General features: G+C 64.4%; 16 protein-coding genes. 12 read left to right on the top strand and 4 right to left on the bottom strand.

Features of this window, described 5'->3' with window-relative positions; genetic code table 11:
* Positions 1-71 precede the first annotated feature (71 nt).
* The 3 genes from obgE to LDB26_RS03840 are packed head-to-tail and all read left to right on the top strand — an operon-like array spanning position 72 to position 3,220.
* Positions 72-1,175, top strand: a complete 1,104-nt coding sequence (gene obgE, locus LDB26_RS03850; RefSeq protein ID WP_257540444.1) for a GTPase ObgE — start codon at positions 72-74, stop codon at positions 1,173-1,175.
* On the top strand, positions 1,160-2,299 hold the full coding sequence (proB, locus tag LDB26_RS03845) for a glutamate 5-kinase (protein WP_257540442.1): 1,140 nt from the start codon (positions 1,160-1,162) through the stop codon (positions 2,297-2,299). The genes obgE and proB overlap by 16 nt, the downstream gene beginning before the upstream one ends.
* Before the next feature lie 6 nt (positions 2,300-2,305).
* Positions 2,306-3,220, top strand: a complete 915-nt coding sequence (locus LDB26_RS03840; RefSeq protein WP_257540440.1) for an NAD(P)-dependent oxidoreductase — start codon at positions 2,306-2,308, stop codon at positions 3,218-3,220.
* Positions 3,221-3,358: 138 nt separating this feature from the next.
* On the opposite strand, the gene LDB26_RS03835 is transcribed toward LDB26_RS03840, so the two are convergent.
* Positions 3,359-3,880: a CvpA family protein gene (locus LDB26_RS03835; RefSeq protein ID WP_062064234.1), complete on the bottom strand. Its 522-nt coding sequence runs from the start codon at positions 3,878-3,880 to the stop codon at positions 3,359-3,361.
* Positions 3,881-3,891: 11 nt separating this feature from the next.
* On the bottom strand, positions 3,892-5,259 hold the full coding sequence (gene radA / locus LDB26_RS03830; protein WP_257540438.1) for a DNA repair protein RadA: 1,368 nt from the start codon (positions 5,257-5,259) through the stop codon (positions 3,892-3,894).
* Positions 5,260-5,470: 211 nt separating this feature from the next.
* Here radA and LDB26_RS03825 point away from each other — a divergent pair, with 211 nt between their 5' ends.
* The 3 genes from LDB26_RS03825 to LDB26_RS03815 are packed head-to-tail and all read left to right on the top strand — an operon-like array spanning position 5,471 to position 9,135.
* Entirely contained in the window at positions 5,471-6,169 is a 699-nt protein-coding gene (locus LDB26_RS03825; protein ID WP_257540436.1) for an endonuclease/exonuclease/phosphatase family protein, read from the top strand.
* A gap of 42 nt (positions 6,170-6,211) precedes the next feature.
* The gene (locus LDB26_RS03820) at positions 6,212-8,542 is read left to right on the top strand and encodes a patatin-like protein (protein ID WP_257540434.1); all 2,331 of its coding nucleotides are present in this window, start codon (positions 6,212-6,214) and stop codon (positions 8,540-8,542) included.
* Positions 8,539-9,135 (top strand): hypothetical protein, encoded by a 597-nt coding sequence (locus LDB26_RS03815; protein ID WP_257540432.1) that lies wholly within the window; start codon positions 8,539-8,541, stop codon positions 9,133-9,135. Before LDB26_RS03820 ends, LDB26_RS03815 begins: the two co-directional genes overlap by 4 nt.
* A 1-nt stretch (position 9,136) precedes the next feature.
* Here LDB26_RS03815 and LDB26_RS03810 read toward each other — a convergent pair whose 3' ends face one another.
* On the bottom strand, positions 9,137-9,433 hold the full coding sequence (locus LDB26_RS03810) for a 4a-hydroxytetrahydrobiopterin dehydratase (RefSeq protein WP_257540430.1): 297 nt from the start codon (positions 9,431-9,433) through the stop codon (positions 9,137-9,139).
* A 40-nt stretch (positions 9,434-9,473) separates the two neighbouring features.
* Between LDB26_RS03810 and LDB26_RS03805 the strand changes: the two genes are divergently transcribed.
* The 4 genes from LDB26_RS03805 to LDB26_RS03790 are packed head-to-tail and all read left to right on the top strand — an operon-like array spanning position 9,474 to position 12,073.
* Positions 9,474-9,881, top strand: a complete 408-nt coding sequence (locus LDB26_RS03805; RefSeq protein WP_257540428.1) for a metallopeptidase family protein — start codon at positions 9,474-9,476, stop codon at positions 9,879-9,881.
* Positions 9,878-10,483, top strand: a complete 606-nt coding sequence (gene ccmA / locus LDB26_RS03800; protein WP_257540426.1) for a heme ABC exporter ATP-binding protein CcmA — start codon at positions 9,878-9,880, stop codon at positions 10,481-10,483. The genes LDB26_RS03805 and ccmA overlap by 4 nt, the downstream gene beginning before the upstream one ends.
* Entirely contained in the window at positions 10,480-11,127 is a 648-nt protein-coding gene (locus LDB26_RS03795) for a heme exporter protein CcmB (protein ID WP_257540424.1), read from the top strand. Before ccmA ends, LDB26_RS03795 begins: the two co-directional genes overlap by 4 nt.
* Positions 11,128-11,176: 49 nt before the next feature.
* Complete coding sequence (locus tag LDB26_RS03790; RefSeq protein ID WP_257540421.1) at positions 11,177-12,073, top strand: DMT family transporter; 897 nt, start codon at positions 11,177-11,179, stop codon at positions 12,071-12,073.
* Between the two features lie 5 nt (positions 12,074-12,078).
* Here LDB26_RS03790 and LDB26_RS03785 read toward each other — a convergent pair whose 3' ends face one another.
* Positions 12,079-12,357, bottom strand: a complete 279-nt coding sequence (locus LDB26_RS03785; protein WP_062064224.1) for a chorismate mutase — start codon at positions 12,355-12,357, stop codon at positions 12,079-12,081.
* Positions 12,358-12,446: 89 nt separating this feature from the next.
* On the opposite strand from LDB26_RS03785, the gene LDB26_RS03780 reads away from it, so the two are divergent.
* Together LDB26_RS03780 and LDB26_RS03775 are read left to right on the top strand one after the other, a co-directional pair.
* Positions 12,447-13,499 (top strand): polyprenyl synthetase family protein, encoded by a 1,053-nt coding sequence (locus LDB26_RS03780; protein ID WP_062064223.1) that lies wholly within the window; start codon positions 12,447-12,449, stop codon positions 13,497-13,499.
* 39 nt (positions 13,500-13,538) lie between these two features.
* A complete protein-coding gene (locus tag LDB26_RS03775) occupies positions 13,539-14,318 on the top strand; it encodes a TSUP family transporter (protein WP_257540419.1) in 780 nt (259 codons plus the stop codon).
* Positions 14,319-14,337: the final 19 nt, after the last annotated feature.

The following is a 14,337-nucleotide window of genomic DNA, read 5'->3' as shown; positions in this document are numbered from 1 at the left end:
CCCACCGTCAAGCAGCAGGCCCCCTTCCATCGCCGGTTTAACTTCACCGCATAAGCGGCTATGGGCGCGCGATGCACTTTCTCGATCAAGCCAAGATTTTCATCAAGTCCGGCTGGGGCGGCCCCGGAGCGGTCAGTTTCCGGCGCGAAAAATATGTGGAATATGGCGGCCCCGACGGCGGCAATGGGGGCAAGGGAGGCGACATCATCTTTGAAGCCGTCGCAGGCCTCAATACTTTGATCGACTTTCGCTATACCCAGCATTTCAAAGCACAGCGCGGCATGCCCGGCGCGGGCAAGAACCGCTATGGCGCTGGCGGCGACGATCTGGTCATCAAGGTTCCCGTCGGCACGCAGATCCTCTCCGATCCCCAGCCGATCGAAGGCACGGAGGACGAGGACGGCATCCCCGAATATGAGGAGCAGGAGGTGTTGGCCGACTTCACCCAGGTCGGGCAACGGCTCGTGCTGCTGCGCGGGGGCGACGGCGGGCGGGGCAACCTGTCCTACAAGACCAGCACCAACCGCGCGCCGCGCCAACATGGCACGGGATGGCCGGGACAGGAAATGTGGGTGTGGCTGCGATTGAAACTGCTGGCCGATGTCGGGCTATTGGGGATGCCCAATGCTGGCAAATCGACCTTCATCAATCAGGTCACCAATACGAAGGCGAAGGTGGGGGCCTATGCCTTCACCACCACCAAGCCGCAATTGGGCGTCGTGCTCCATCGGGATCGGGAGTTCGTGCTGGCGGATATTCCGGGCCTGATCGAAGGCGCGGCCGAGGGTGCGGGGATCGGCGACCGATTCCTGGGGCATATCGAGCGGTGCAGAGTATTGGTGCATCTGGTCGACGCGACAGGCGACGATCCAGTCGAGGCATTTCGGATCGTGCAGGACGAACTGGCCGCCTATGGCGCGGGGCTGGACGAAAAACCGCAGCTGGTGGCGCTGAACAAGGGCGACCTGCTGGGGCAGGAATTGATGGAAGACATCGCGGCGCAGCTTCGCGACGAGGCGGGCGTGGTCGATATGTTCATCATCTCCGGCGCGACCGGCGAAGGCGTAGGCGCTTTGCTGGACGCCGTGCTGCCCTTGCTGGGGGAGGCACAGAATAAGGGCGACGCGCCGGATGATGAGGGCGAGGAAGGCGAAAGCACATGGTCGCCCCTGTAACGCCTCTCTCCGGCTTCCTACCCGCACAAATCCGCCGTCTGGTCATCAAAATCGGCTCGGCATTGCTGGTCGATCCCGATGGCCAGGTGCGTGAAAACTGGCTCCGCACGCTGGTCGCCGATGTGGCGGAGCGACGCGCGGCGGGCCAGCAGGTCATCATCGTGTCGTCGGGGGCCATCGCGCTGGGCGCGCGGCGGCTGAAACTCCCCAAGGGCGGGCGCGGGTCGCTGGAAGACGCGCAGGCAGCGGCGGCGACCGGGCAGATCACCCTGTCGCAATGCTGGGCCAGCTTGCTGCACGAAAACGGCATCACCGCCGCGCAGATGCTGGTGACGCTGGACGATCTGGAGAATCGGCGGCGCTATCTCAACGCTTCGGCGACGCTGGAGCGGCTGATGCAGTTGAACGTCGTGCCGGTGGTCAATGAAAATGACAGCGTGGCCACGGCGGAGATCCGCTTCGGCGACAATGACCGGCTGGCGGCGCGCATCGGACAGGCGGCACGGGCTGACGCGGTTGTGCTCCTTTCGGACGTGGATGGGCTTTACAGCGCCAACCCGCATGCCGATGCGAAGGCCATGTTGATAGAGACAATCGAGCGCATCGATGCGCGGATCGCGGGCATGGCGGACAGCGGGTCCGCTTCGGGCATGGGATCGGGGGGCATGACCTCCAAGATCGAGGCCGCGCGAATCGCGACGAGCGCGGGCGCGCACCTCGCCATCATTTCGGGCAAGGTGGAAGCGCCGCTGTCTCATTGGGCGAAGGGCGGGCGCGGGTCGATCTTCCTCGCTGCCCCCGCAAAGCGCGCGCGCAAGGGATGGCTGGCGGGCCGGTTGACGGTGCGCGGGCGGATCGTCGTCGATGCGGGCGCGGAAAAGGCGCTGGGCAAGGGCAACAGTTTGCTCCCGGCAGGCGTAGCGAAGGTGGAAGGCATTTTCGCACGGGGCGATGTGGTCGATATATTGACGGAGGACGGCCGGGTGATCGCGCGCGGCCTGATCGAATATGATAGCGAGGAAGCCGCGCGGATCGCAGGGAAGCGAAGCGAGGACATCGCCGCGCTGCTGGGTCATCTGCCCCGATCGGTGCTGGTCCATCGCGACCATCTGGCGATGGTCTGACTCCCCATGACACTTCGCATCGCCATGACCGGCGCGACGGGATTCGTCGGCGCCGAAACGCTCAACCAGGCGCTGGAATCCGGATATTATGTAAGCGCCCTTACCCGCCGGGCGCAACCGCCGCGCGCACGGCTTAAATGGGTGCCAGGGTCGCTGGACGATGCCGCCGCGCTGGATACGCTGGTGCGCGACGTGGACGCGGTGATTCATATTGCAGGCGTGGTGAATGCGCCGGACCGCGACAGCTTTGAGGTCGGCAATGCGCGCGGGACGATGGCGGTGGTCGATGCCATGCGAAAGCGCGGTGTCAGGCGGCTGGTGCATGTATCTTCGCTGGCCGCGCGCGAGCCGGGACTGTCGGACTATGGCTGGTCCAAGGAACTGGCCGAACGGCATGTGAAAGCCAGCGGGCTGGATTGGACCATCGTGCGCCCGCCCGCTATTTACGGACCGGGCGACCAGGAGATGCTGGAACTGTTCCGCATGGCGAAGCGGGGCGTGATGCTGCTGCCACCGGGCGGGCGGCTTTCAGTGATCGAGGTCAGCGATCTGGCGCGACTGCTGCTGACGCTGACGGGCGAGACGGATATGAGCCTCGCGCAGACCTATGAGGTCGATGACGGCACGCCACAGGGATGGGATCATCAGGATTTCGGGCAGGCAATCGGGCATGCGCTGGGGCGGACGGTGCGGACCATGGCGACACCCGCGTGGCTGCTGGGCGCGGGCGCGCGGATGGACCGTTTCTTCCGAGGCAAGGGCGCGAAGCTGACGCCCGACCGGGTGCGCTATTTCTGTCACCCCGACTGGGTAGCCGCTATGGGGCAACATCCGCCCAGGGCACTGTGGTCGCCGGAGGTAGCGACCGAGGATGGACTGAAGGCGACGGTGCAGGCTTATCGGGTCAAGGGGTGGTTGTAGGAGGCGGCTTTTGTCCGCCTTGATGGCTTCGCGAACTGACCACTGATCCCATATATGCCGCGCCTCCGCGAAGGCAGGAGCACGGGCTTGTTTAACGGCAAAGCCTAGCCAAAAACCGCCGCCCGCCGGATCTGCGTCTTAATTCGCTGCCGGTTCCGCAGGCTTCTGCGCGCGTCGTTCCGCGACAAATTCGCTGATCGCCTGTCCACTCGCGTTGAGCAGCGGATAGGTGCGCGCGTCAGACAGCCAATCGGGGCGGCGCGCGCCGCTGCCGTAGAAAGTATCGTAGACAAGGCTGAAAGCGAGGAAGAACAGGGTCGCGCCGATCAGGCCCTTGATCGCGCCGAAGCCGCCACCGAGCACACGGTCGACCGGACCAAGGATCGACTGGCGCGTGCGCTTGCCGATGGCATGGGCGAGCAGTTTTCCCGCCGCGAAGGTCACGCCGAACACCAGCACCAACGCCAGCATCGCCGCGCCGCTTTCCGTACCGATGAGCGGGGTCAGCAGTTCAGCAACCGAAGCATGGAACAAACGGATGGCGAAGATCGCCAACACCCAGGCAATCAGCGAGAGCGTTTCCTGCACGAAACCGCGCATCAAACCGAAAATGGCGCAACCGCCGATGGCGAGGAGGACGAGGATGTCGACGGCGTTCATGGCATGGCTGGCTATCCGCGCCCGAGCATCTGGTCAACAAGCTGTGAGAGAGCACGATAACCGCTGACCGAAATGCCCTTCACACCATCGGCAGCGGCAGCAGGAACGAACGCGCGGTTGAAGCCGAGCTTGGCCGATTCGCGCAGACGCAGCGGCGCATGAGCGACGGGACGGATTTCGCCCGAAAGCGCCACTTCACCGAACAGCACGACATCGGCGGGAACCGGGCGTTCGGTGAGCGCGGACATAAGCGCGGCGGCAACGGCAAGATCAGCCGCCGGGTCCGACAGGCGATAGCCGCCCGCCACGTTCAGATAGACTTCGCAGGTGGAAAAGCTGAGACCGCAGCGCGCCTCCAGCACGGCGAGGACCATGGCGAGCCGCCCGCTGTCCCAACCGACCACCGCGCGGCGAGGCGTCGCGCCGCTCGACAGGCGGACGACCAGCGCCTGGATTTCGACCAGAACGGGGCGCGTCCCTTCCAGCGCGGGGAATACCGTTGCCCCCGTCACACTTTCATCACGGTGGGTGAGGAACAAGGCGGAAGGGTTGGCGACTTCCTCCAACCCCTCTGCCACCATGGCGAAGACCCCAATCTCATCTGTGCCGCCGAAGCGGTTCTTGATCGCGCGCAGGATGCGATATTGGTGGCTTCGCTCGCCTTCGAAGCTCAGCACCGTGTCGACCATATGTTCGAGGACGCGGGGACCGGCGATGCTGCCATCCTTGGTCACATGGCCCACCATGACAAGCGCGGTGCCGCGCTGCTTGGCGAAGCGGATGAGTTCCTGAGCCGAGGCCCGAACCTGACTGACGGTGCCGGGCGCGCCTTCGATCAGGTCGCTGTGCATCGTCTGGATCGAATCGATGACGAGCAGCGCAGGCGGCTCCCCTTCCCCCAGCGTGGTCAATATATCGCGGACGGAGGTGGCGCTGGCGAGTTGCACCGGCGCCGTGCCAAGGCCGAGGCGTTGGGCACGCAGGCGAACCTGATCGGTGGCTTCCTCCCCGCTGATATAGGCGACCGACAGACCGCGGGCAGCGATGCGGGCGGCGGCTTGCAGGAGAAGCGTGGATTTGCCGATACCCGGATCGCCACCAATCAGCGTGGCGGAACCGAAGACGATGCCGCCGCCCAATGCGCGGTCGAACTCGGCTATCCCGGTACTGGTGCGGTCGGGCAATTGAACGGTGCTGTTCAGGCCGACGAGGGAAATCCCCCTGCCTCCGGTCTGAAGATCGTGGCGCGCGGAAAAGATGGTTTCGGCCGCTTCCTCGACAATGCTGTTCCATTCCCCGCAATCGTCGCACTGGCCCTGCCAGCGGCCCGATATGGTGCCGCATTGCTGACAGACGAATTTACGCTTTGCCTTTGCCATGATCCACGCATATCAGAACATATATAGAACACAATCCCGGCTGGCGGTTTGGTTAGGATTTTCGCCTTTGGGTGGAGGGTGGACATTCCCTTATCTCCATTCGCCCTGAACGAAGGTGGGTTGTCCGCAACTGGCCGGATGCAGAAATTCAAGAGCGAGCAAGCTGCATTGCCCCTTGGAAACGAAGGGGCTTCTGACGCATTACATCACCATGAAGTCCATTCGCATCGCCAGCTACAATATCCGCAAGGCCATCGGCACCGACCGCCGCCGCATCCCAGAACGAGTGATCGACGTGCTGAACGAAGTCGACGCCGACATCATCGCGCTTCAGGAAGCCGACAGGCGATTCGGCGTGCGGTCGGCGGCTCTCCCGCCGCTGCTGCTCGACAGCCAGAGCGGCTATAAGGCTGTGCCGCTCAATGTGCAGACCGACTCAATGGGCTGGCACGGTAATGCGATTCTCGTCCGCAAGAGTGCGGAGGTTGGCGCGCATGATGTGATTCACCTCCCCTGCTTGGAACCGCGCGGCGCAACGATGGCGGAAGTGACGCTGAACAGCGCAACCATACGCGTGTTCGGGATGCATCTGGACCTGTCGGGCCTGTGGCGGCGGCGACAGGCTTCGGCGATGATCCATGCGGCGGCGCAGGGCGCGGCAATGCCCACGGTGCTGATGGGCGACCTCAATGAATGGAGCGCGGACCGGGGGTGCCTGGCCGACTTCGCGCGGCACTATAATTTTGCGCCCTGCGGACGGAGTTTCCATGCGCGGCGGCCGGTGGCGCGACTCGACCGGATCATGCATTGCGGGCGGCTGAAGCTGGCGGATAGCGGCGTCCATGAAAGCGCGGCGGCGCGCAAGGCGTCGGACCATCTGCCGATCTGGGCGGAGTTCCGGCTTGACTGACGCCCCCTCGACAAGCTTCGTCCGCTCTGCGATCCATGAGGCATGAGGGAGAAGGAACTCCGGCTGGCGCTGGTCTGCTATGGCGGCATCAGCCTTGCCGTATATATGCACGGCATCACCAAGGAGATCTGGCGGCTGGCGCGGGCGAGCCGGGGTTTTCATGACGGGACGCCGCACCAGGGCAGCACCGAAGCCGTCTATCGCCGCCTGCTGGAAGCCATGGAGCAGGAAAGCGGCATCAGGCTGCGGATCATGCCCGACATCATTGCCGGGGCGAGCGCGGGCGGGATCAACGGCATCTTTCTGGCGCAGGCGATCGAGACGGGACAGTCGCTGGAGCCGCTGACCGACATGTGGCTGGAAAATGCCGATGTCGATCAGTTGCTGGCTCCCGATGCCCGCCCCGCCCGGGCGATCACGAAATTCTGGGCAACACCCCTGGTGTGGGTGGCGGCACGGCGGCCTGGCGATACGGTGGAGCGCACGGTCGCGCCCGACACGCGAGAGGAAGTGCGGCGCAAATTGTCCCGCTTCATCCGTTCGCGCTGGTTCGAGCCACCCTTTGGCGGGGAGATCTTCTCCGGCATGATCCTCGACGCCTTCGACGCGATGGAAGCGACGGGAGGCGGCCCGCCGCTGTTGCCCAACGGGCATCCGCTGGATCTGTTCGTCACCGTCACCGATTTCGAAGGGCATCCGCAAAGCCTGACGCTCAACAGCCCGCCACAGGTGATCGAGACGGAGCATCGCCTCTCCATCGGCTTCCGCGCGCAGGGGCACGGACGGCGGGCCTTTGCCGATGCCGCCGAACTGGTCTTTGCGGCGCGGGCGACGGCGAGCTTTCCGGGAGCCTTCCCGCCCTTCACCGTGCGGGAACTGGATGCGGTGCTGAAACGCCGTCATCGCGCATGGCCCACGCGCGACGCCTTTCTGGCGCGGGCCTTGCCACGGCATGTGGCGCAGGGCGTGGCGGAGGACGCAGTGCTGATCGACGGCTCCGTCCTTGCCAACGCGCCCTTCGCGCAAGCCATAGGGGCGCTCAGCAACCGGCCCTCCCGGCGGGAAGTGGATCGCCGTTTCGTCTATATAGATCCCAAGCCGGGACATCATTCCATCCGCCTGAACCGCGAAGGGGAAGCGGAGGAGGAAATGCCCGGAGACACGCGGCTGCCGGGCTTTTTTCGCACCATTTTCGGGGCGCTGAGCGACATTCCGCGCGAACAGCCGATCCGCGACAATCTGGAAGCGATCGACCAGCATTCCTCTCGCGTCCGGCGCATGGTGCGGATATTGCACGCGCTGCGCCCCGGCATCGAGGCGGAAGTGGAAAGCGCCATTGGCGGGATGCTTTTTCTGGACCGGCCCACGCCTGCGCGGCTGTCCACCTGGCGCGCCAAGGCGCAGCAGCGGGCGGCGAGTTCGGCTGGGTTCGCCTTTCCGGCTTACGGGCACCTCAAGCTATCGGGAATCGTCGAATCGCTCGCGGAACTGCTGTTCCGCCTGAGCGGGGAGGACAGTCCGATGATGCACGAAAACTATCGTCAGGCGATCTGGGCGGAAGTGCGCGCTACCGGCGCGGACAAGCTGACGGAGGATGCAGGGCCATCTTCCGCGCCGGTGCTGTTTTTCCGCACCCATGACCTGGCTTTCCGCGTGCGGCGGCTGCGTTTCCTGGCGCGGCGGCTGACGGAGGCTCTGGAGATCGAAAACGCGGCCGAGGAGGCGGCGATCGAAAAGCTGCGCAACGCCATCTATCAGGCGCTGGCCCATTATTCGGAGTGCGAAGAAGCCGATTTCCACGCGGAAACCGTTCGCGCCGCAGCGCGTGAGGTGCCGACCGACGCCGCCGCCGCCTTGGCCGCCATCGCGCAGGAACGCAACCTGAGGGCACGGGACGACGCCGCCGACAGAATGTTGGCCGATGCGCTGGCTGGCTTGCCGAAGAAAGAGCGGCGCATCATGCTGCTCGCCTATCTGGGCTTCCCCTTCTACGACATTGCCACACTGCCGCTCTTGCAGGGCGAAACCGCCGACGAATATGATCCGATCAAGGTCGATCGCATTTCGCCCGAAGATTGCGGCGCCATCCGGTCAGGCGGTGCTGAAGCCACGCTGAAAGGCATAGAATTCAACAATTTCGGTGCTTTCTTCAGCCGCGCCTATCGAGAGAACGATTATCTGTGGGGACGGCTGCACGGGGTGGAGCGGCTGCTGGATATCGCGATTTCCGCCATACCCGCAGCAAGCCGCCTTTCGCCCGAGCGACTGCATGACTATAGGCGGGAAGCGTTTCTGGCGATCCTGGACCAGGAGGAGGAGCGGTTGCCGCACATCGCGGATCTGATCGCCAGCCTGCGAGAGGAGATCGGATGAGCATCCGCGCGACACTGATTGCAACGATCCTGCTGGCCCTTGTCGGCGGTTGTTCATCATCGTCGGAAGAGCGTTCCGCCAACGCCGATCAGACGCAACATGGCGGAGCCGCGAATGAGTTGCCTGCCGTTACGCCGCCCCCACCCATAGTCGGAAAGACAGTCCCACCTCCTGCCGTCAGGATAAAGGACTTGCCGCCCACCAAGGTCATCGCGCCCGCCGAAGCGGAAGGGCCGCTGCAAGCCAAATTGCCGGACAGTCAGGAAATGGCCGTCACCCCGCCACCGCCTTACCGTCCGCTCGACCTGCCGCCCTCGGGGCAAGCGGGGCAGCTTGCGCCCTTTCCCCAGGAGGTGACGAACTTCATGGTCGAACGGGACAGTTGCGACCATTTCCGGGGCGAGGAACCCTATGATGCGGATCGGCGCGCTTATCTGGAGGAAAATATCGCAGAACTGTGTTCCGGCACCGACGGCCGGCTGGCTGCGCTGCGTATGCGCTATGCGAGCAACGCCACGGTGATCGCCGCCCTTTCCGGCTATGAGGACCGGATCGAAAGCGGCACGGGCAACAGCAAATATATCGGCAAATAATCTAACGCGCAGCCAATAGCGCATCGATGGCGGTTGCCATGGCAATATCGCGCTGGGACAGGCCGCCCGCATCGTGCGTGGTCAGCGTGATGTCCACGCGATTATAGACGTTCGACCATTCAGGATGATGATCCGCCTTGGCCGCCAACAACGCCACGCGCGTCATGAAACCAAAGGCTTCGTTGAAATCGGTAAAGGCGAAGCGGCGGCGAATGCCGTCAGGTTCGCCAATCGTTGTCCAGTCGGGAAGTCCTGCCAGCGCCAGCGCCCGCGCTTCTCCGTCCAGTTTATCAACCATTTGACTATCCTCACAATCTGCTTTGGCTTATGTCGCAGCCATGTCCGACACCCGTCAACCACAGCGTTTCGCGCCGACGAAAGAAGATATCGAAACGCTGGCGCTCCAGGCCCTGAGCCGCCTGCCCGATCCGTTCGCCGCGCATTTGTCCAATGTAATCCTGTTCGTCGAGGATTTCGCCGACGAACAGGTGCTGAAGGAGATGGAGATCGACGATCCCTTTGGCCTTACCGGCCTTTATACCGGACGACCGGTGGGCCATGAAGCGCAGACCGGGGATACGCCGCCGACCGTCCATCTTTTCCGCCGACCGCTGCTGGACGAATGGGTGGAAACCGGCGTCGCTCTGGATGCGCTTATCACCCATGTCGTAGTGCATGAGATCGGCCATCATTTCGGCCTGTCCGACCTCGACATGCACGTACTGGAAGACATGGTTGCGCCATGAGGAACGCGGTGCTGCGCCTGTCGGATGTAGCCTGTATGCGCGGCGGACGGATGCTGTTCCGGCATGTCACGCTCGATCTGCAAGCGGGCGGCAGTGCGCTGCTCACCGGCCCCAATGGCGTGGGCAAGTCTAGCCTGTTGCGGATTTGCGCGGGCCTCCTGCCCGCCTTTGCCGGGAGAGTGGACATGCGCGGCGGCATAGCCCTGACCGACGAGCGGCTGGCGCTGGATAGCGAGCGGCCATTGCTGAAGGCACTGGGTTTCTGGGCACGGCTGGACGGAGTGGATGACGGAACGTTGGAGCGCGCACTGGACGCCATGGCGCTCCTGCCGCTCGCGGAGGTGCCGGTGCGGATGCTCTCCACCGGGCAGCGCAAGCGCGCGATGATGGCGCGTGTGATCGCTTCAGAGGCGGCGATATGGCTGCTGGACGAGCCGGGCAACGGGCTGGACGATGCATCGCTGGATTTGCTCGGCGCAGCGATATCCTGTCATCTGGCCATGGGCGGCATTATTCTGGCTGCGTCGCATCAGCCGCTGCCGATTGCGGATCATGCACGGATCGACCTGCGCGCTTATGCGGCGGAGGCAGAAGACGCATGAGGATAATGTGGCTGCTGGCCCGCCGCGATCTGGGGCAGGCATGGCGCTCGGCGGGGCTGTGGCTGCCGGTCGCCTTCCTCTTGCTGGTGGCGAGCCTCTATCCCTTTGCTGTTGGTCCTGACGCACCGCTGCTCCGGCGAACAGGCGGGGGCATGTTGTGGATCGCGGCGTTGCTGGCCAGTCTGCTGCCTGTAGATCGTCTGGTGACGCCTGATCGCGATTCGGGCGTGCTGGACCAGATCGCCCTGCGCGGCATCGGGGAGGAGATGATCGTCCTGGCGCGGCTGATCGCGCATTGGCTGGGTTTCGGGCCGCCGCTGATGATAGCGACGCTGCCTGCCGCCGCCCTGCTGAAACTGGACCCCGAAACGATCATCCTGCTGGAAGCAGGCCTCCTGATCGGGACGCCCGCGCTCGCGGCGTTGGGTTTGCTGGTCGCGACCCTCACCGCTGGATTACGGTCCAGCGGAGCACTGGCCGGGCTGCTGGCCTTGCCGCTGGCCGTGCCGCTGCTGATCTTTGGCGCGGGGACGCTGAGCGACGGCAGCGGCGCGGCTTTCAAATTCCTGGGTGCGGCTTCGCTTTTGCTGGTGGCGGTCACGCCCTTTGCCGGGGGAGCGGCGATCCGAGCGGGCAGGGAATAGCCGAACGGCCCTCGACATAAAGGTGCGGGTGGGCCAAAGGCGCTGGCCCATGCTGGCCTTCCTTGCCTCCGCCCTTTTCGTCCTGATCTGGTCCACCGGCTTCATCGTCGCGCGCGCCGTGGTGCCGCATGGCTCGCCCGAACTGGTGCTGGCGGTGCGGTTGGCGCTGGTGACGCTGGTGCTCGGCGCGGCGGCGCTTTGCGCGCGGCAGGCCCTGCCCCGCGGCAAAAGGCTGGCGCTGCATCTGGCGGCGGGCGCGATGCTGCACGGAGTATATCTGACGCTGAGCTGGTGGGCGGTCGATCATGGGATGCCGGCCGGGATCATGGCGCTGCTGGGCGCGCTTCAACCGCTGATGGTCGCGGTGGCCAGCGTCATCTTCCTCCATGAACATCTGCCCGCGCGCGCATGGACGGGGCTTGGCGTCGCCATCGTCGGCGTAGGTTGCGTGCTGGCGCCCGCGATCGAGCGATCCGGCACGGGTTCGATCGCCATCCTGCCCGCCGTTGCCGCTCTGCTTGCCATCATGGGCATGGCGGCCGGCACCCTGATCCAGCGGGGCGCCATCGCGGGGGATGGCATTGCGATTTCAGGTGCGGTCCAGAATGGAGGCGGCGCGCTGGTCGCCATCGCAGCAGCCCTTTTCATGGGCGAGGCGCGGTGGGACAATAGCGCGATGCTTTGGGTAGGACTCGGCTGGTCGGTGCTGGGCCTGTCGGCGGCGGGGCTGTCGCTGCTGGTATGGCTTGTACGGCATCAAGGACCGACGAGGATGTCGATGCTGCTGCTGCTCGTGCCGCCGCTGGCCGCCGTCGAAGCCTGGCTGATTTTCGGAGAAAGGCTAGGCCCGGTACAGCTTGGCGGATTCGCGCTGGCGCTGGGTGGGGTTCTGCTGGGCCGATCCCGGGGCAAGCCGCGCGCGGACGATGTCGTCGAACCGGCCTGAACGGCTTATTGCTCGCGCAGTTGTTCGTGATGGCGGATGACTTCATCGATGATGAAACGCAGAAATTTCTCGGTGAAGTCGGGGTCCAGATGAGCATCAAGCGCCAATTGCCGCAAACGGGCGATCTGGCTGTCTTCGCGGCCCGGATCGGCGGGAGGCAGCTTGTGCTCCGCCTTGTAACGGCCCACGGCCTGGGTGATCTTGAAGCGTTCGGCCAGCATGAACACCAGCGCCGCATCGATATTGTCGATGCTTTCGCGATACCGCTTCAATGTCTCGTCCACGCAGTTCCTCCGTTCTTCGGGCGCTTTTTGCGCCTAACGCATCGTGAGGCAAGCTATTCCCGCTTGCCTTTAGCATTTTGCGCCGCCACATGGCCCCTGTCATGACCGCACCCGCCACAGGCCCTGTCACAGGCAATGTCCACCCTATCGGCCGCACCGGCAGCGCGCCTTCGCTCGCGCCCATGATGGCTCTGGTGGCGGATGGGATGAATCAGGTAAACGCCGTCATCCTGGATCGGATGCAGTCGCGTATCCCGCTGATCCCCGAACTGGCGGGCCATCTGATCGCGGGCGGGGGCAAGCGGATGCGGCCGATGCTGACGCTCGCCTGCGCCGAACTGGTGGGTTACGCCGGATCGCGCCATTACAAACTCGCCGCCGCGGTCGAGTTCATCCACACCGCCACGCTGCTGCATGACGATGTGGTCGACGGGTCGGGGCTGCGCCGTGGCCGCAAGACCGCCAACATCATCTGGGGCAACAGCGCCAGCGTACTGGTGGGCGATTTCCTCTTCTCCCGCTCCTTCGAACTGATGGTCGAGGCCGAATCGCTCAAGGTGCTGAAGATCCTGTCGGGCGCTTCCGCGGTGATCGCGGAAGGCGAGGTCAACCAGCTCACCGCCCAACGCAAGATCGACACGAGCGAAGAGCAGTATCTCGATATCATCGTCGCCAAGACCGCCGCCTTGTTCGCCGCTGCCTGCCGCATCTCCGCCGTGGTCGCCGGACGTGACGAGGCGGAGGAACAGGCGCTGGACGTCTATGGCCGCAACCTCGGCATCGCATTTCAACTGATCGACGACGCCATCGACTACGAATCGGATGGCGCGACCATGGGCAAGGATGCAGGAGATGACTTCCGCGACGGCAAGGTGACACTCCCGGTGATCCTCGCTTATGCGCGGGGTTCGGAAGAAGATCGCGCCTTCTGGAAAGCCGCCATCGCCGGGCACCGGATCGCCGATGAAGATCTGGCCCATGCGACGCGGCTGCTGCGCGAGACGGGCGCGATCGACGATACGCTGGCCCGCGCTCGCCATTATGGGCAGCGTGCCATCGACGCACTGGGCATGTTCGACGGTGGCAAGGCCAAGGCGGCGCTGGTGGAAGCAGTGGAATTCGCCATCGCGCGTGCATACTGATTCCCTGCCCAGCATCGTTGACGCTCAAGGGCGGAACCGATGATCCTGTCTCCTGAAATCATCGCCTTTCTGATGATCGCCGGCTTTATGGCGGGGGTGATCGATTCCATGGCTGGCGGCGGGGGTCTCATCACCCTGCCCGCGTTGATGGCGGCGGGCGTGCCGCCGGTCGGCGCAGTGGCAACCAACAAGCTGCAATCCTCCCTTGGCACATTCGGGGCCTGCATCGCCTATGCGCGGGCGGGGCATATGGACCTCAAAACCTACCGCTGGCCGATCATCGCGGCCTTTGCCGGATCGGTGGGCGGCGCATGGCTGGTGCAGAGAGTCAGCCCGTCGATCCTGGCAGGATTGATGCCCGCGCTGTTGATCGCCATCGCGGCCTATTTCACTTTCTCGCCCAAAATCAGCGATATCGACCGGCATCAGCGCATCGGTATAGCGTCGCTCTCCCTGCTGATCGGCGGTATCGGATTTTACGACGGTTTTTTCGGGCCGGGTGCCGGGGCCTTTTATACGACGATCTTCCTGGCATTGGGCGGCCTCAGCCTGCTCAGGTCAACAGCGCAGGCCAAAGCAGCCAATTTCGCCAGCAATCTGGCGGGCTTGCTGACCATGATGGTAGGCGGCCATGTGCTGTGGATCGTCGGACTGGCGATGGCGGTCGCCAATATCGTGGGCGCGCAGATCGGGGCGAGACTGGCGATGCGCTTCGGCAGCCGGCTGATCCGGCCCCTGCTGATCGTCATGTCGCTGGCGCTGACGGCGAAGATGCTGCTGGACCCGAAGAACCCAATCCACCTCTATCTCTTCGGATAGCATTGCGCCGGAAGCGGAA

The organism is Sphingobium sp. CFD-1 (genome assembly GCF_024611115.1).
Taxonomy (GTDB): domain Bacteria; phylum Pseudomonadota; class Alphaproteobacteria; order Sphingomonadales; family Sphingomonadaceae; genus Sphingobium; species Sphingobium baderi_A.
This window is presented reverse-complemented; position numbering and strand designations above follow the sequence as displayed.